Annotated in this window: 16 protein-coding genes; 8 read left to right on the top strand and 8 right to left on the bottom strand. The window is 63.7% G+C overall.

The genetic code is table 11. The features are described 5' to 3' along the window. Positions 1-14 precede the first annotated feature (14 nt). The 6 genes from JFU57_RS08770 to JFU57_RS08745 all read left to right on the top strand — a co-directional run bounded on the left by JFU57_RS08770 (position 15) and on the right by JFU57_RS08745 (position 6,099). Entirely contained in the window at positions 15-1,208 is a 1,194-nt protein-coding gene (locus JFU57_RS08770) for an SfnB family sulfur acquisition oxidoreductase (RefSeq protein ID WP_201128921.1), read from the top strand. Further along, entirely contained in the window at positions 1,208-2,563 is a 1,356-nt protein-coding gene (locus JFU57_RS08765) for an LLM class flavin-dependent oxidoreductase (protein WP_078469259.1), read from the top strand. The genes JFU57_RS08770 and JFU57_RS08765 overlap by 1 nt, the downstream gene beginning before the upstream one ends. A gap of 206 nt (positions 2,564-2,769) precedes the next feature. Further along, complete coding sequence (locus tag JFU57_RS08760; RefSeq protein ID WP_078469258.1) at positions 2,770-3,579, top strand: MetQ/NlpA family ABC transporter substrate-binding protein; 810 nt, start codon at positions 2,770-2,772, stop codon at positions 3,577-3,579. Between the two features lies 1 nt (position 3,580). Continuing rightward, positions 3,581-4,705, top strand: a complete 1,125-nt coding sequence (locus JFU57_RS08755; RefSeq protein WP_201128919.1) for a methionine ABC transporter ATP-binding protein — start codon at positions 3,581-3,583, stop codon at positions 4,703-4,705. Then, entirely contained in the window at positions 4,695-5,339 is a 645-nt protein-coding gene (locus tag JFU57_RS08750) for a methionine ABC transporter permease (RefSeq protein ID WP_078469256.1), read from the top strand. The genes JFU57_RS08755 and JFU57_RS08750 overlap by 11 nt, the downstream gene beginning before the upstream one ends. A gap of 133 nt (positions 5,340-5,472) precedes the next feature. Further along, entirely contained in the window at positions 5,473-6,099 is a 627-nt protein-coding gene (locus JFU57_RS08745) for a class I SAM-dependent methyltransferase (protein ID WP_078469255.1), read from the top strand. A gap of 13 nt (positions 6,100-6,112) precedes the next feature. Here JFU57_RS08745 and JFU57_RS08740 read toward each other — a convergent pair whose 3' ends face one another. From JFU57_RS08740 to JFU57_RS08730, 3 genes are read right to left on the bottom strand one after another with little or no spacing between them, the layout of a single operon-like run. After that, on the bottom strand, positions 6,113-9,163 hold the full coding sequence (locus JFU57_RS08740) for an efflux RND transporter permease subunit (RefSeq protein ID WP_078469254.1): 3,051 nt from the start codon (positions 9,161-9,163) through the stop codon (positions 6,113-6,115). After that, the gene (locus JFU57_RS08735) at positions 9,160-10,242 is read right to left on the bottom strand and encodes an efflux RND transporter periplasmic adaptor subunit (protein WP_078469253.1); all 1,083 of its coding nucleotides are present in this window, start codon (positions 10,240-10,242) and stop codon (positions 9,160-9,162) included. Before JFU57_RS08735 ends, JFU57_RS08740 begins: the two co-directional genes overlap by 4 nt. Further along, positions 10,239-11,333, bottom strand: coding sequence for an efflux RND transporter periplasmic adaptor subunit (locus JFU57_RS08730; protein WP_078469252.1), 1,095 nt, complete (start codon positions 11,331-11,333; stop codon positions 10,239-10,241). Before JFU57_RS08730 ends, JFU57_RS08735 begins: the two co-directional genes overlap by 4 nt. A gap of 244 nt (positions 11,334-11,577) precedes the next feature. Between JFU57_RS08730 and JFU57_RS08725 the strand changes: the two genes are divergently transcribed. After that, positions 11,578-12,753: an AAA family ATPase gene (locus tag JFU57_RS08725; RefSeq protein WP_201128911.1), complete on the top strand. Its 1,176-nt coding sequence runs from the start codon at positions 11,578-11,580 to the stop codon at positions 12,751-12,753. A gap of 159 nt (positions 12,754-12,912) precedes the next feature. Here the strand turns inward: JFU57_RS08725 and JFU57_RS08720 are convergent, their stop codons facing one another. From JFU57_RS08720 to JFU57_RS08705, 4 genes are read right to left on the bottom strand one after another with little or no spacing between them, the layout of a single operon-like run. Next, positions 12,913-13,797, bottom strand: a complete 885-nt coding sequence (locus tag JFU57_RS08720) for a transporter substrate-binding domain-containing protein (protein ID WP_078469250.1) — start codon at positions 13,795-13,797, stop codon at positions 12,913-12,915. After that, a complete protein-coding gene (locus tag JFU57_RS08715; RefSeq protein WP_201128910.1) occupies positions 13,794-14,576 on the bottom strand; it encodes an amino acid ABC transporter ATP-binding protein in 783 nt (260 codons plus the stop codon). The genes JFU57_RS08720 and JFU57_RS08715 overlap by 4 nt, the downstream gene beginning before the upstream one ends. After that, complete coding sequence (locus JFU57_RS08710; RefSeq protein WP_078469248.1) at positions 14,573-15,232, bottom strand: amino acid ABC transporter permease; 660 nt, start codon at positions 15,230-15,232, stop codon at positions 14,573-14,575. Before JFU57_RS08710 ends, JFU57_RS08715 begins: the two co-directional genes overlap by 4 nt. Further along, positions 15,213-15,878 carry an amino acid ABC transporter permease gene (locus JFU57_RS08705; RefSeq protein ID WP_078469247.1) on the bottom strand — a complete coding sequence of 222 codons (666 nt, stop codon included), beginning with the start codon at positions 15,876-15,878 and terminating at the stop codon, positions 15,213-15,215. Before JFU57_RS08705 ends, JFU57_RS08710 begins: the two co-directional genes overlap by 20 nt. A gap of 274 nt (positions 15,879-16,152) precedes the next feature. Between JFU57_RS08705 and JFU57_RS08700 the strand changes: the two genes are divergently transcribed. Beyond that, a complete protein-coding gene (locus JFU57_RS08700; protein WP_201132254.1) occupies positions 16,153-16,302 on the top strand; it encodes a hypothetical protein in 150 nt (49 codons plus the stop codon). Positions 16,303-16,374: 72 nt separating this feature from the next. Here JFU57_RS08700 and JFU57_RS08695 read toward each other — a convergent pair whose 3' ends face one another. After that, positions 16,375-17,157: a MetQ/NlpA family ABC transporter substrate-binding protein gene (locus JFU57_RS08695; protein ID WP_010464830.1), complete on the bottom strand. Its 783-nt coding sequence runs from the start codon at positions 17,155-17,157 to the stop codon at positions 16,375-16,377. Positions 17,158-17,351 lie beyond the last annotated feature (194 nt).

Raw genomic sequence — 17,351 nt, 5'->3', positions numbered from 1 at the left:
CACTGGAGAAGTACATGACTCTTACCCAACACGTCGCGGTCATAACCAGCGATGAGCAAGCCCTGATTGTCGCCAGCGACCTGGCCGAGGATTTCAAACGCGACAGCGCCCTGCGCGATCGCGAGCGTCGCCTGCCGCACCCGGAACTGGAAGTGTTTTCCCGCTCGGGCCTGTGGGGCATCAGCGTGCCCAAGGAGTACGGCGGTGCCGGCGTATCCAACGTCACCCTGGCCAAGGTCACCGCGCTGATCGCCCAGGCGGATGCCTCCCTCGGGCAGATCCCGCAAAACCATTTTTACGCCCTGGAGGTGCTGCGGGTTAATGGCAGCCCCGAGCAGAAACAACGGCTGTACGCCGAAGTCCTGGCCGGCCGCCGCTTCGGCAATGCCCTGGCGGAACTGGGGACCAAGACCGCCCACGACCGCACCACCGCCCTGACCCGTGACGGCGATGGCTACCGCATCAATGGCCGCAAGTTCTACGCCACCGGCGCCATCTACGCCCAGCGCATCCCGACCTCGGTGGTGGATGAACAGGGTGTGCAGCAGTTGGCCTTCGTCCAGCGTGACAGCCAGGGCCTGAGCGTGATCGATGACTGGTCAGGCTTTGGCCAGCGCACCACCGGCAGCGGCTCGGTGCTGTTTGAAAACGTCTACGTCGCCGCCCAGGACGTGGTCCCGTTCCAGAGCGCCTTCGAGCGCCCGACCACGGTCGGCCCGCTGGCGCAGATCCTCCACGCCGCCATCGACACCGGCATCGCCCGCGCCGCTTATGAGGACGCGCTGCATTTCGTGCGGACCAAGACCCGGCCGTGGATCGACGCCACCAGCGACAAGGCCACCGAAGACCCGCTGACCCTCAAGAGCTTCGGCCACCTGAGCATCCGCCTGCACGCCACCGAGGCGCTGCTGGAACGCTCAGGGGAGTTTCTCGACCTGGCCCAGGACCAGACCAACGCCGAGACCGTGGCCGCCGCCTCGATCGCGGTCGCCGAAGCCCGCGCCCTGAGCACCGAAATTTCCCTGGCCGCCGGCAGCACCCTGTTCGAGCTGGCCGGCAGCCAGGCAACCCTGGCCGAGCACGGCCTTGACCGTCACTGGCGCAACGCCCGGGTGCACACACTGCACGACCCGGTGCGCTGGAAGTACCACGCCGTGGGCAATTACTACCTGAATGAAACGAACCCGCCACTGCGGGGGACGATCTGATGGGGGCGAAGAAAAAGATCCTGCTCAATGCTTTCAACATGAACTGCATCGGGCATATCAACCACGGTCTGTGGACTCACCCACGGGACAACTCGACCCAATACAAAACCCTCGCCTACTGGACCGAACTGGCCCAGTTACTGGAGCGCGGGCTGTTCGACGGACTGTTTATCGCCGACATCGTCGGCGTGTACGACGTCTATCAGAACTCAGTGGACGTCACGCTGAAAGAGTCGATCCAGCTGCCGGTCAATGACCCGCTGCTGCTGGTTTCGGCCATGGCCGCCGTGACGAAAAACCTCGGTTTCGGCCTGACCGCCAACCTCACCTATGAGCCGCCGTATCTGTTCGCCCGGCGCATGTCGACCCTTGACCACCTGAGCAGCGGCCGGGTCGGCTGGAACATCGTCACCGGCTACCTGGACAGCGCGGCCAAGGCCATGGGCCTGTCGGAACAGGTGGAACACGACCGGCGCTACGACCAGGCCGATGAGTACCTGGAAGTGCTGTACAAACTCTGGGAAGGCAGCTGGGAAGACGACGCGGTGCTCAACGACCCGGTGCAGCGGATCTACGCCCAGCCGGACAAAGTGCACAAGGTCGAGCACAAGGGCGAGTTCTATCAGGTCGAGGGTTATCACCTCTGCGAGCCTTCGCCCCAGCGCACCCCGGTGCTGTTCCAGGCCGGCAGTTCGGACCGTGGGTTGCTGTTCGCCGGACGTCATGCCGAGTGCGTCTTCATCAGCGGCCAGAACAAGCCGTCGACCAAGGCCCAGGTGGACAAGGTCCGCGCCAGCGCCGTGGCCGCCGGGCGCAATCCCGAGGACATCAAGCTGTTCATGGGCCTCAACGTGATTGTCGGCGAGACCGAGGAAGCCGCCTGGGCCAAGCACGCCGAGTACCGCAGCCACGCCAGCGCCGAAGCCGGTGTCGCGCACTTCTCGGCCTCGACCGGCATCGACTTCGCCCAGTATGAAATCGACGAGCCGATCCAGTACGTGAAGAGCAACGCCATCCAGTCGGCCACCAAGAACCTGCAGAACAACGACTGGACCCGACGCAAATTGCTCGACCAGCACGCCCTCGGCGGACGCTACATCACCGTGGTCGGCTCGGCGCAGCAAGTGGCGGATGAACTGGAATCGTGGATCGCCGAAACCGGCCTCGACGGCTTCAACCTGACCCGCATCGTGACTCCGGAAAGCTACGTCGATTTCATCGACCTGGTGATCCCGGAACTGCAACGACGCGGCTCGTACAAGACCGCCTACGACAACGGCACCTTGCGCGAAAAGCTGTTCCGCCAGGACCGCAAGCTGCCTGAACAACACACCGGCGCGGCCTACCGCCACTGAGGCCCTTGTGGCGAGGGAGCTTGCTCCCGCTGGGTCGCGTAGCGGTCCCAAATCCGGGCGACGCAGTTTCTCCAGGAATACCGAGTCATCAGGGTTTGGGCTTGCTTCGCAAGCCTGCGGGAGCACGCTCCCTCGCCACAGACAGCGGTCTTCGCTGCGTCCACAAAAATTGCTCAACTCATTCGTATTGACTGGACATAACCACCATGAAAAGCAAACTCCTGAGCCACCCAGTCAAAGCACTGGTCCTCGCCCTCGGACTCTTCAGCGGCGCCGTGTTTGCCGCCGACAAACCCCTCAAGGTCGGCACCACCGCGGCCTTTGCCATCCCCCTGGAAGCCGCCGTTGAAGAGGCTGGCAAACAGGGCCTGAAAGTCGAGCTGGTGGAGTTCACCGACTGGATCGCGCCCAACGTCAGCCTCGCGGCCGGCGACATCGATGTGAACTACTTCCAGCACATCCCGTTCCTGGAAAACGCCAAGGCCGCCGCCGGTTTTGACCTGGTGCCCTTCGCCCCGGGGATCATCAACAACGTCGGCCTGTACTCGAAGAAATACAAAAGCTTCGACGAACTGCCCGAAGGCGCCAGCGTCGCCATCGCCAACGACCCGATCAACAGCGGGCGCGGCCTGCAACTGCTGGCCAAGGCCGGTTTGATCACCCTCAAGCCGGGCGTGGGCTACAAGGCCACCGAAGACGACATCATCGCCAACCCGAAAAAGATCAAGATCCTCCAGGTCGAGGCCGTGCAACTGGTACGCGCCTATGACGATGCCGATCTGGTCCAGGGCTACCCGGCGTACATCCGCCTGGCCAAGACCTTCGATGCCGGCTCCGCCCTGCTGTTCGACGGCCTGGACCACAAGGAGTACGTGATCCAGTTCGTGATCCAGCCCAAGAGCAAGACCGACCCGCGGCTGATCAAGTTCGTCGATATCTACCAGCATTCGCCGGCTGTGCGCGCCGCCCTGGATAAAGCCCACGGCAAGCTCTACCAAGCCGGCTGGGAAGGCTGAGATGAGCGTCGCCAGCCTGCAGCGCAAGCTGCCCGAACAACAGCCCCACAGCGCCCAGCAGGCTGAGCTGCACCCGCAGCTCAACCGCGCCCACGTGCGCTTCGTCGGCCTGGGCAAGACCTACCAGGGCGCGCAAGGCCCGGTGCCGGCCCTGCAGGGCATCGACCTGGCGATCCAGCACGGCGAGGTGTTCGGCATCATCGGCCGCAGCGGCGCCGGCAAGTCGTCGCTGATCCGCACCATCAACCGCCTGGAGCAACCCAGCAGCGGCCGGGTACTGATCGACCAGGTGGACATCGGCGAATTCGACGAAGACCGCCTGGTGGAACTGCGCCGGCGCATCGGCATGATCTTCCAGCACTTCAACCTGATGTCGGCCAAGACCGTGTGGCAGAACGTCGAGCTGCCGCTGAAGGTGGCCGGCGTGCCCAAGGAGCAACGCCAGAACAAAGTCCGCGAGCTGCTGGAGCTGGTGGGCCTGCAGGACAAACACAAGGCTTACCCGGCGCAGTTGTCGGGCGGGCAGAAGCAGCGGGTCGGGATCGCCCGGGCGCTGGTGCATGACCCGGCGATTCTGCTGTGCGACGAGGCCACCTCGGCCCTGGACCCGGAGACCACCCAGTCGATCCTCGGCCTGCTCAAGGAGATCAACCAGCGCCTGGGCCTGACCATCGTCCTGATCACCCACGAGATGGCAGTGATCCGCGATATCTGTGACCGGGTGGTGGTGCTTGAACACGGGCGCATTGTCGAGCAGGGCCCGGTCTGGGAAGTGTTCGGCAACCCGCAGCACGAGGTCAGCAAAACCCTGCTCGCACCCTTGCAGCATGGCTTGCCGCAGGAGCTGCAGCAGCGCCTGCGGGCGCAACCGGAGTCGGCCCAGGCCGCCGTGGTGCTGCGCTTGCAGTTCACCGGCGCCAGCGGCGACGAGCCGGACCTGGCGGCGCTGTTCAGTGCCCTGGGCGGGCGCGTGCGGCTGTTGCAGGGCGGTGTGGAACGGATCCAGGGGCATGCCCTGGGGCAATTGCTGCTGGCGGTGAGCGGTTCGTCCCTGGGCGCTGAAGAACTGCGCCAGCGCGCGGGCGACTGGGCACAACAGGTGGAGGTGCTGGGTTATGTGGTTTGACCGTTTGCTGCAAGGGGTCATCGACACCTTTTTGATGGTCGGCGTGTCCTCGCTGATCGCCCTGCTGGCGGGGATTCCGCTGGCGGTGATCCTGGTCACCAGTTCCAAGGGCGGGATCTATGAAGCTCCAGCCCTGAATCGGGCGCTGGGGGCGTTTGTGAATCTGTTTCGCTCGATCCCGTTCCTGATCCTGATGGTGGCGCTGATCCCCTTTACCCGGCTGATTGTCGGCACCACCTATGGCGTCTGGGCCGCCGTGGTGCCGCTGACCATCGCCGCGACGCCGTTCTTCGCGCGGATCGCCGAAGTCAGCCTGCGGGAGGTCGACCATGGGTTGATCGAAGCAGCGCAGGCCATGGGCTGCCGGCGCTGGCACATCGTCTGGCACGTGCTGCTGCCCGAGGCACTGCCGGGGATCGTGGGGGGCTTCACCATTACCCTGGTGACCATGATCAACTCCTCGGCCATGGCCGGCGCCATCGGTGCCGGCGGCCTGGGCGACATCGCCTACCGCTACGGCTACCAGCGTTTTGACAGCCAGGTGATGCTCACCGTCATCGTGCTGCTGGTGATCCTGGTTGCCGCCATCCAACTGGGCGGCGACCGCCTGGCACGAATCCTCAACAAACGCTGACGGTAACCGCACGTAGCCGCTGCCGAGCCTGCGGCAGCGGCTACAATTCGTCGCCGCGTTGGTCATTGGTTGAACGTTGCCCCTGGGCGACTTGGAGTATATTCGGCCCCTCTCCCTTCTTCGCGCAGCTGCCATGAAACTCGCCCCCGACGACCTCGACCAGATCACCGCCACCACCCTCGGCCATTACAACCAGGTTGCCGAAGGCTTTCGCGAAGGTACGCGCGATCATGATGTGAGCCAGAACATTGATGCGCTGCTGCGACATATCCAGGGCACGGCTCCGTTTACCGTGCTGGATTTCGGCTGCGGCCCGGGCCGCGATTTACAGACTTTCACCCGCATGGGCCATGTCGCGGTCGGCCTCGACGGCTCCGAACGCTTTGCGCAAATGGCCCGCGACGACAGTGGCTGTGAGGTCTGGCAACAGGACTTTCTCAAGCTCGAGCTGCCCGCCGCCCACTTCGACGGAATCTTTGCCAACGCGGTGCTGTTTCACATCCCGTTGCAGGAGCTGCCTCGGATCCTCAAGCAACTGCACGCCACGCTGAAACCGGGCGGCGTGCTGTTCAGCTCCAATCCGCGGGGCGACAACCGCGAGGGCTGGAACGGCGAACGCTACGGCTCGTACCACGATCTGCCGGCCTGGCAGGCTTTGCTGACCGCCGCCGGCTTCGTTGAACTGGAACACTACTACCGCCCCGCCGGATTACCGCGCGAGCAGCAGCCGTGGCTGGCCAGCGTCTGGCGCAAGGCCTGACGCGGCCGGTGGCTCACGCCTGCTGCTGCGGTTCCTTGATTTTGTACCAGGCCACATAGAGCGCCGGCAGGAACAACAGGGTAAGCAGGGTGGCGACGATAATGCCGCCGATCATGGCGTAGGCCATCGGCCCCCAGAACACTTCGCGGGCGATGGGGATCATCCCCAGGCTCGCTGCCGCTGCGGTCAGCAGGATCGGCCGGCGCCGGTGCTGGGTGGCTTCCACCACCGCATCCCAGGGTGAATAACCGTCCTTCTCGAAGGCATCGATCTGGGTCACCAGGATCACCGAGTTGCGGATGATGATGCCGATCAGCGCAAGGATCCCGAGGATCGCCACAAAGCCCATGGGCGTGCCCGTCGGCACCAGGGCCAGGACCACGCCGATCAGGCCCAGGGGCGCGACGCTGGCCACCAGGAACATCTTCTGCACGCTGTGCAACTGGATCATCAGGAAGGTCGCCATCAGGAACAGCATCAGCGGCACCACCTTGGCAATCGGCCCCTGGGCCTTGCCGCTCTCCTCCACTGTGCCGCCGGTGGCCACCGAGTAACCCACCGGCAACGCCGACGAGAACCGGTCGATGGTCGGCTTGAGTTGCTTGACCAGGTCGGTGGGCTGGATCTCGTCGCGCACCGCGGCCTTGATGGTGATGGTCGGCTTGCGGTCGCGACGCCAGACCAGCGGCTGCTCCAGCTCGTAACGCACGGTGGCGAAGGCCAGCAGCGGAATCGAGGTGCCGTTGGGGGTGACGATCTGCAGGTTCTGCAGGGTCTCCGGCGAACCGCGTTCGTTATCGTCGGCACGCCCGACCACATTGATCAGGTAAATATCGTCATGCACCTGGGTCACGGTGGAGCCGCTGACGATGCTGTTCATCAAGCGCGCCACGTCTTCGGAAGACAGCCCCAGCTGCCGCGCCTTGTCCTGGGCGATGTCGATGCGCAGCACTTTGCCCGGCTCGTTCCAATCGTAGATGATCTCGCCGATATGGCTGTTCTTATCCAGCTCGGTGGCCAGTTCGATGGCGTGCTTGCGCACCTGGTCGATGTCCTTGCCGCTGACCCGGTACTGGATCGGCCGCCCCACCGGCGGGCCCATTTCCAGGGCCTGCACGTAGCTGCCGATGCCGACGAAGTCTTCACGCAGACGCTTCTGCAGGCGCTGGGTCAGGGCCGTGCGCTGCTCCAGGCCTTTGCTGACGATCACCAACTGCGCGTAATAGGGGTTTTGCAGTTGCTGGTCCAGGGGCAGGTAGAAACGGATCGCGCCTTCGCCGATGTAGGTGCTCCAGCGCTCGATATCCGGGTCGTCCTTGAGGGTCGCCTCCAGGCGATCCACGGCCAGGCGCGTCTCGTTGATCGAGGCGTTCTGCGGCAGGTTGAGGTCGACCAGGATTTCCGGGCGATCGGAAGACGGGAAGAACTGGTTCTGCACGAAACGCATGCAAAACACCGACAGCGCGAACAGCAGCACGGTGATGCCGATGGCCCACCAGCGGTTGCGCATGGCCCACAGCAGGCCGCCATTGAAGGCCCGGCCAACCCGCCCCGGTTCATTGGAGTGGGGTTTGACCTTGCTGCTGAGGATGTGAATGCCGATCACCGGCGCGAACAGCACCGCCACCACCCATGACACCAGCATCGCCACCGCGATCACCGCAAACAGGGTGAAGGTGTATTCGCCGGCAGAGCTGGCGTTGAGGCCGATGGGCACAAAACCGGCCACCGTGACCAGGGTCCCGGTGAGCATGGGAAACGCGGTCGAGGTGTAGGCGAAGGTCGCCGCCTGCTCTTTGGTCTCGCCCATTTCCAGGCGCGTGACCATCATCTCCACCGTGATCATGGCGTCGTCCACCAGCAGCCCGAGGGCGATGATCAGGGCGCCGAGGGAGATGCGCTGCATGGTGATGCCGCTGTACTCCATGAACACGAAGACCATGGCCAGTACCAGCGGAATCGAGCAGGCCACCACCAACCCGGCGCGCACGCCGAGGCTGATGAAACTCACCACCAGCACGATCACCACCGCCTCGAACAGCGCGCTGGTAAAGCCGCCCACCGCCTCTTCCACCACTTCGGCCTGGTCCGAGACCTTGTGCACCCCGACCCCCACCGGCAGGTCGGCAGTCAGCTCGCTCATGCGCGCGTGCAGCGCCTTGCCGAAGTCCTGGATGTTGCCGCCCTTCTTCATCGCAATCGCCAGGCCGATGGCCGGCTGGCCGTTGAAGCGGAACATCGGCGTCGACGGGTCGACGTAGCCGCGGCTGATGTCGGCAATATCCGCCAGGCGATAGAAGCGGTCATTGAGCCGCAGGTTGACCGTGGCCAGGTCCTTCTCGGAAGCGAACTGCCCCGAGGTACGCACGGAAATCCGCTCCGGCCCGGCCTCGATCACCCCGGCCGGGGTCACCGCATTCTGTGATTGCAGGCTTTGCAGGACCTGGCGCTGATCAATGCCCAGGGCCGCCAGCTTGCGGGTCGAGAAGTTCAGGTAGATGACTTCATCCTGCTCGCCGACCATCTCCACCTTGCCCAGATTCGGCACCTGGCGGATCTCGGCGCGCACCTGTTCCACATAGTCGCGCAGTTGCCGCAGGCTGAGGCCGTCGGCAGTAAAGGCGTAGATCGAACCGAACACATCGCCGAACTCGTCGTTGAACCCGGGGCCCTGAATGCCCTGGGGGAAGTCGCCGCGAATGTCGTTGATCTTCTTGCGCACCTGGTACCAGATCTCGGGGATGTCCTTGGCACTGGTGGTGTCGCGCAAGTAGACGAACACCGTGGACTCGCCGGGGCGGGTGTAGCTTTTCACGTAGTCGAGGGAATCGAGTTCTTCGAGTTTTTTCTCGATGCGGTCGGTGACCTGCTTCAGGGTTTCTTCCTGGGTCGCCCCCGGCCAGCGGGTGGAAATCACCATGGTCTTGATGGTGAAGGAAGGGTCTTCCTCGCGGCCCAGGTTGAGGTAGGAGAAGACGCCCATCAGCAGCGCGACGAACATCAGGTACCAGACAAACGACTGATGCTTGATGGCCCACTCGGATAAATTGAAGCTCCCTTTCATCGCGGGGCGTCCTCGTCGATTTTGACTTTCTGCCCCGGTTTGAGGCTGTTGACGCCGGCGCTGACCACCCGCTCACCGGCCTTGACGCCCTTGCCGATCAGGGCCGAATTCGCGTCGCGACGCAGCACCGTGACCTCCCGTGGGGCCACGGTCTGGTTCTGGGTATCGATGACCCAGATCCGGGTCTTGCCGTCGACCTCCTGCACCGCCGACAGCGGCAGCTCGGTGCGCGGTTCGATGGCCGAACTGAGGCTGACGCTGATCGCCGTGCCCAGGCGGAAGCCATCGGGGGTCTCGGTCAGGGTCAGGCGTGCGCGGCGGGTGCGGGTCGCGCTCTGCGCCTGGGGTTCGATCTCGCGGACGATGGCCGTGGTGTTGATGCTCGGGTCCAGCTGCGCCGCGACCTTGAACACCACATCCGCCGGCAGTTGATCCACCAGGCTGGCCGGCAGGTCGATCACCGCTTCCTTGATGTCCGGACGGGCCAGGGTCACCACTTGCTGGCCGGCGGTGACCACCTGGCCAGCCTCGGCGTTCCAGGCGGTGACCACGCCGCCGTGATCGGTGCGCAACTCGCTGTAGGTGAGCTGGTCCCGGGCCTGGCTCACCGAGGCCTTGGCCTGGGCCAGGGAGGCGCCGGTGGTTTGCAGATCGGTCAGGGCGATGTCCAGCTGGGCCTGAGCGCCTACCCCGCGATCGAACAGCTCCTGCTGGCGCCGGGCATTGGCCTGGGCATTGATCCACTGGGCCTCGATCCGCGCCAGGTCACCCTGGGCCGCGCGCAACTGGTTCTGCTGATCGGTGGGGTCCAGGGTCGCGAGCAGCGCGCCCTGCTCGACCTCGGCGCCGACATCCACGTTGCGATTGGCGATCCGCCCCGGCACACGAAACCCCAGGTGGGTCTCGTAGCGGGCCTGGATGCTCCCGGCAAAACGCCCCAGGCTTTCCTCGGACTCGGGTTTGATTTCAATCGACAGCACCGGGCGCACCGGCTCGGGCGCCGGCTCTTCCCTGGAGCAACCCGGCAACAGCGCCACGCTGCACAACAGCGCGGCGAACGGCAACGACAGGCGCATCATGGCTGGGCTCCCTGGGCTTTATCCTCGGCGGCGATCTCGACGAACATCTGCGGATGCAGCAACTGCCCGCCGGCCACCACTACTTTTTCACCGCCCTTGAGGCCTTCGCCGATGATCACTTTGCCGGTCAGGTAGCGCGCGACCTTGACCGTGTGCAGCTCGGTCTTGCCGTCCTCGCCCACCAGCCACACGGCGGGCTCGCTCAAGTTCTTGGTCAGCGCCGACCAGGGCAGCTCGACGCTGGCGGTGCCCGGCGCGCTGGCGGTGGCACTCACCACCGAGCCCAGGTCCATGCCCGCCGGCAACTCCTTGAGCGCCACCTTGACCTGCACCGTGCCGCTGTCGGCCGAAACCACCGGGGTCACCTCGCGGATGGTGCCGGTGGTCTTGACCTGGGGGTTGTCCAGCAGGCTGATGACGATCAGCGCGTTATCCGGCGGGGCCATCAGCAACGATTCATAAACGTTGAACACCGCGTCGCGCTCGCCGTCCCGCGCCAGGCTGAAAATCGGCACCGTGGCCTGCACCACCTGGCCGACTTCGGCCTGGCGCGCGGTAATGATGCCGGGGGCCTCGGCCACCAGCGCGGTATAGCTCAGTTGCTCGCGGGCATTGGCCAACTGCGCCTGGGCTGCGGTCAGGGCGCTCTGGCTGCTGCGCAGGGCGGCCTGGGCCGAGTCGTATTCACTTTGGCTGGTGTAGCCCTTGGGCAGGAGTTTTTGCTGGCGCACAAAAGCGGCGGCGGCCTGCTTGACCCGCGCCTGCTCGGCCGATACCGAGGCCGCGGCGGAGTCGACGTTGGTCTGCAAGTCCTTGGGGTCGAGTCGGGCCAGTACCTGTTGGGCTGAAACCCGGTCGCCGACATCCACTGCACGCTGGATGATCTTGCCGCCCACGCGAAACGACAATTCGGTCTGCACCCGGGCCTGGATATCGCCGGTAAGGGTCACGGAGGGGGCGAAGTCGCTGCTGCGCACTTCCATCACCCGCACGCGCGGGCGCTCCTTTTCCACGGGCTTTTCCGCACCACAGCCGCAGAGTAGAGCCAGCAAGCTCAACGCCACTACCCACTTCGATTCGAGACCAGCCATGCAGGCTCCTTTGCGTGATGCTGTCGTGCCAGTGACGTTACGACTGTGAGCTTAGAACAGGGTTCCATCGCTGCACGCACCGTGTTCACCGGGGTGAGGGAACATGCCCATACCGGCCTTTGAGCAAACCGCGACCTCAGGTTTTGCGTCCGCTGCGCGAACGAGCGGGAGCAAGCTCCCTCGCCACAACCCTCCCTTCCCGCCAAATCAGGCACACTCCCCACCACGCAAAAGGAGACCCGGCATGCTCAAGACCCTGGCGGTGGCCAATTACCGCTCGATCAACAAACTGGTGATTCCGCTGGAGCGGCTGAACCTGATCACCGGCCCCAACGGCAGCGGCAAGTCCAATCTGTACCGGGCCTTGCGCCTGCTGGCCGAGACCGCCCAGGGCGGCGTGGTCAATGCCCTGGCTCGCGAAGGCGGCTTGCAATCGACCTTCTGGGCCGGGCCGGAAAGCATCAGCCGGCGCATGCGCAGCGGCGAAGTGGCGATTGAAGGCGGCGGGCCGCGCAAGAAAGTCACGCGCCTGCGCCTGGGGTTCGCCGCGGAGGATTTCAGCTACGCCATCTCCCTCGGCCTGCCCGAGCCGCCGCCACCGCTGAACCTGTCGGCCTTCGCCCTCGATCCGGAAATCAAGAAGGAATACATCTGGGCCGGGCCGCTGTATCGCCCGTCCAGCCTGCTGGTGGGTCGCGCCGGACCGATGATCCGCACCCGCGAAGGGCGCACTTGGGACGTGATCGCGCAGCACACCGCGACCTTCGACAGCCTCTTCGATCAAGTCGGCAGCCTGCGCTCCTCGCCCGAGGTGTTGCTGCTGCGGGAAAGCATCCGTGGCTGGCGTTTTTATGACCACTTTCGCAGCGATGCCGACGCACCGGCACGCCAGCCGCAACTGGGCACCCGAACCCCGGTGCTGCACCACGACGGTCGCGACCTGGCGGCCGCCCTGCAGACCATCCTCGAAATTGGCGACCCCGAGGCGTTGCACCAGGCTATCGGCGATGCATTCCCGGGCGCACGGTTGCAGATCGCGCCGCTGCAAGGGGGGCGCTTCGCCATTGAGTTCTATCAGGAAGGATTGCTGCGTCCGCTGTCAGCCGCCGAGTTGTCGGACGGCACCTTGCGCTACCTGCTGCTGATCGCGGCGTTGCTGACCCCGCGGCCGCCGACGCTGATGGTGCTCAACGAGCCGGAAACCAGTCTGCACCCGGACCTGTCGCCGGCCCTGGCGCGCCTGATCATCCGTGCCTCGCAACACTGCCAGGTGTGGGTGGTGTCCCACGCCAGCCGACTGATCGCCGCCTTGCAACAGGACCCCGAATGCAACTCCATCGTCCTGGAGAAGAACTTCGGTCAAACCGAAATCGTCGGCCAGGGCATGCTTGACGAACCGGCGTGGCATTGGCCGGATTAGACCCGATGGGTGTCAGTTGGCATAGCGGCACAGCGCAGCCTCGCGGGCTCGGCAGCGGCTACAGGGCGGTGCTGTAGCCGCTGCCGGAGGCTGCGCTGGCCCTTGCAGGCGCCGCAGGGGCACCTTGAAAATCACCGCGCAGCACCGGCTACAGGGTTATTAGCCCTGCCATTTTCCGCCTTCGACGATCACGCTCTCGGGCTTGGTGTCGTCGCTCAGTTCCTTGCGCACGTACTGGTCGTAGAGCTTGAGCAGGTATTTCTCTTCGCCCAGTTTGGCCAGTTCGGCGTTGACCCAGTCACGCAGTTCGATGTTGCCTTTCTTCACGGCCGGGGCGATGGGGGCTTCGTCACCGAGTTTTTCTTCCAGCACGCGGTAGCCCGGGTTCTGCTTGGCCCAGCTGAACAGCACCAGGTTGTCCTGGGCATAGGCGTCGCCGCGACCGTTGGCCAGGGCTTGCAGGGACTCGGAGTTTTTCTCGAACTTCAGCAGTTTCCAGTCCGGGTGAGTCTTGGTCAGCCAGATATCGGCGGTGGTGCCGGTGGTGACGATGGTGGTGCGGCTCGCCAGGTCGTCGAGTTTTTTCACCTCACTGCCATTCGGCACCAGCGCCTGCACGGCCACCTTGAGGTTGGGGTTGGTGAACTCCACCGCCTCCTTGCGCTCCGGGGTCACGGTCATGTTGGCCAGGATCAGGTCGACCTTGTCGCTTTGCAGGAATGGAATCCGGCTGGCCGGCTCGACCGCCACGAACTCGACCTTGTTCTCATCACCCAGCAGGTCCTTGGCGAAACGCCGGCCAATGTCGGTATCGAACCCCACATAACGCCCGGCCTCATCGACAAAACCGAACGGCGGCTTGTCGGTGAACACCCCGACAATCAGCTTGTCGCGAGCCTTGATCTTGTCCAGGTAGCCGGCCGCAGGCGCAGCGCTGGCCGTGCTGGCCGCAGGCTTGGGGGCATCCGTGGATTTATCGCAGCCGGCCAGCAGGGCCAGGCCGAACAACGGCAGTAACAACAGCGAAGACTTGGCAGTTTTCATAAGCGCTCCAGTTCCTTTTCAGGTGCTTTTTTAGGCAGTGTTTCAACGAAGGAGAACTTCTCCAGGAACTGCTGCGCGCGTGCGGTCTGCGGGTTCGTAAAGAAAATCTCGGGAGGGTTCTGTTCGACGATGCGCCCGGCGTCCATAAACACCACGCGGTCGGCCACGGCTCGGGCGAAGGCCATTTCGTGGGTCACGATCAACAGGGTCATGCCGTCCCGGGCCAGGCCCTGGATCACTTGCAGCACTTCCTTGACCATTTCCGGGTCGAGGGCGGCGGTCACTTCATCGAACAACATCACTTGCGGGTTCATGCACAGCGAACGAACGATCGCGATGCGCTGCTGCTGGCCGCCGGAGAGCTGGCGCGGGAAGGCATCACGCTTGTCCAGCAGGCCGACGCGGGCGAGCAAGGCTTCGGCTTGTTCGCGGGCCTCGCGGCGCTCGCGTTTTTGCACCTTGAGCGGGCCGAGCAGAATGTTGTCGAGCACGCTCATGTGCGGGAACAGGTGATAGCTCTGGAACACCATGCCGATCTGCTGCCGCACGTCGCGCCAGTCGGTGCCCTTGTCCAGCAGTTCCCGGCCATTGAAGGTCAGGCTGCCGCTGTGGGCCACTTCCAGCCCGTTGAGGCAGCGCAACAGGGTGCTTTTGCCGCAGCCGCTGGGGCCGAGGATCACGATCACTTCGCCCGACTCGACCCGCAGGTCGACCTGGTCGAGCACCTGCTGCTCGCCGAAAAACTTGTTGAAACCCCGGAACTCGATCAGTGCGCTCATGCTTGCGTCCAGCGCCGCTCCAGCACGCGGGAAGCGGCCGACAGCGGGTAGCAGATAAAAAAGAAAAACAGAAACAGCGCGCCGTAGATCAACACCGACTCATAGGTGCGCTCGATGATCTGCTGGCCGACCTTGATCACATCCACCACGCCGATCAGCACCGCCAGCGAGCTGGTCTTGATGATCCGCGTGTAGACATTGATGGTCGGCGGCGTCATGCGTTTCAGGGCCTGGGGCAGCAGCACATAGATGAACAGTTGCGGGCCGGACAACCCGATCGACAAGCCCGCCTCACGCTGGCCACGGGGCAGCGAATGCAGGGCGCCGCGCACCACCTCGCCCACTTCGCTGGCGCCCCACAGCGACAGCACCAGTACCGCGCAGGTGAAGCTGGGAATGCTGATGCCGAAAAAGATCGGAAAGCCGAAGAACAGCAGGTACAGCCAGACCAGCACCGGAATCGCCCGGAACAGTTCCAGGTAGACCCGCAGCACGGCGTTCAGCCACTTGCTCGGCAGGTTGCGCAACACGCCATACAACACGCCGCCCAGGGTGCTGAAGGCGATGCTCAAAAAGGAAATCGACAGGGTTTGCAGCGCGCCCTTGCCCAGTTGCGGCAACGACACCCACAGCAACTCAAGACCCGAACTGGCCATGCTGGAGCCTCCTTTCCAGGCGGCTGAGCAGCAGCGACAGGGGCAAGAACAGCAACACGCAAATCAGCGTCAGCACAGCGAGCATTTCGTAGGTCTTGTAGTACAGCGCGATGTAACTCTTGGTGGTGTAGAGAATCTCCGGCACCGCCACCGCCGAGACCACGGTGGTTTCCTTGAGCAGGAAAATGAAATTGGCGAACAGCGACGGCAGGCTGAGGATTCCGGCTTGCGGCAGAATCACGTAGCGCAGCAGTTGCCAATGGGACAGGCCAATGGAACGCCCCGATTCCAGTTGTGCCTGGGGCACGGCCTCAACACCGGCGCGCAGCACTTCGGTGAGATAGGCGCCGCCGAGAAAGGTCATGGTGATGATTGCCGCCGCAAACCCGGAAATCTTGATCCCCAGGGCGGGCAAGGCGAAGTACACGAAGAACAGCTGAATCAGGAGCGGCGTATTGCGCGCCAGCTCCACATACAACGCCACCAGGCGCCACAGGTAGGGGGTGCGAAATACCAGGATCGTGGCGTTGATCAAGGCCACCAGCAGCGACGTGCAGATGGCAATCAGGCCGACCTGCAAGGTCACGCCCACGGCTTTGAGAAACGCCGGCAGGGTGCCGAGGATAAAGGCGTAATCGAGAGTCATTGAGAATCCTGAACGCCGCTGGGGTACAGCGGCGGCGGTGCGGTCCATGGGCAGTGGATAACCACCCGGCAAGCACCGACTTTAAAGGTATAAAAACGAGAATTTAAATACCGTTAAAGCATATTGATATCACCCAAAAAACTAACCCGCGAATTTGCCGGGCTGGCGCCGAGGGTCTACCGTCTCCGCCGTGGACGCCGGGGTGTCTTTTGCCCCGGCGCGCCTCAAGGAGACGCAGCCCAGGCTGCCCATCAGCCGCACAAGGACGTTGACCATGGCCGATGCCAACACCCCACAGCCCCTCGATCCCCACGACCTGCTGAAATGGCTGACCGCCCTGCGCCGGGCGATGCAGGCCGGTTGCCCGACCCTTTCATTTGCCGCGCAGCCGGTGATAGCGACCACGCCTTCCAGCGGGCAATAAAAAACGCCGACGCTGTGTGAGCCGTCGGCGTTTAAACCTTGAAGGGGTTTGCTACTCCATCAGCGTAGTCGATCAGAACGCCGGCAATACGGCGCCGCTGTATTTCTTCTCGATGAAGGCTTTGACTTCAGGGCTGGTCAGGGCTTTGGCCAGCTTCTGGATCGCAACGCTGTCCTTGTTGTCCGGACGCGCTACCAGGAAGTTCACGTAGGGCGAATCGGCGCCTTCAATCACCAGCGCGTCCTTGGCTGGGTTCAGGCCAGCTTCAAGCGCGTAGTTGGTGTTGATCATGTCCAGGTCGACCTGATCCAGCACCCGCGGCAGCATGGCGGATTCCAGTTCCTTGAACTTGAAGTTGTGCGGGTTCTTGGCGATGTCTTTTGGCGTGGCCAGGGCGTTTTTCGGGTCCTTGAGCTCGATCAGGCCGGCTTTCTGCAGCAGGATCAGGGCACGGCCGCTGTTGCTGCCTTCGTTAGGGATGGCAATGGTCGCGCCGTCCTTGAGCTCGGCCAGGGTTTTGACTTTCTTCGAGTAGCCGCCGAACGGTTCGACGTGCACGCCGATCACGGTCACCAGATTCGTGCCTTTGCCTTCGTTGAAGCTTTTCAGGTAGGGCAGGGTCTGGAAGTAGTTGGCATCCAGACGCTTCTGGTCAACCTGGACGTTGGGCTGGACGTAGTCGGTGAAGACCTTGATTTCCAGGTCCACGCCTTCTTTGGCCAGGGTCGGCTTGATCAGCTCGAGGATCTCGGCGTGGGGCACCGGCGTTGCGGCGACGACCAGTTTCTCGCCAGCCTGGGCCAGGCCCGCGGTCAGAGCTGCCGCCAGTGCGGTGAACAACAGAACCTTTTTCATGCAGTGTCCTTAATGTGTCGTGAACGACGGCTTCAATGAGGGTGCCAGTGAAGTGCTATCGCTGGCGTGGAGCGGAAGATACCGAGATTTTTTATTCCCTAACAATATCTTTTATTCACGTTGTTATTCCATTTCGTTCATACAGCCTGGAAGGCTCAGCGCAGACGCTTGCACGCCTGCAAACCCTGGCAGGC

The sequence above is a fragment of the Pseudomonas sp. TH07 genome, from assembly GCF_016651285.1.
Lineage (GTDB): Bacteria > Pseudomonadota > Gammaproteobacteria > Pseudomonadales > Pseudomonadaceae > Aquipseudomonas.
The sequence above is the reverse complement of the archived record's forward strand: the minus strand, read 5'-3'. Positions and strand labels throughout refer to the sequence as shown.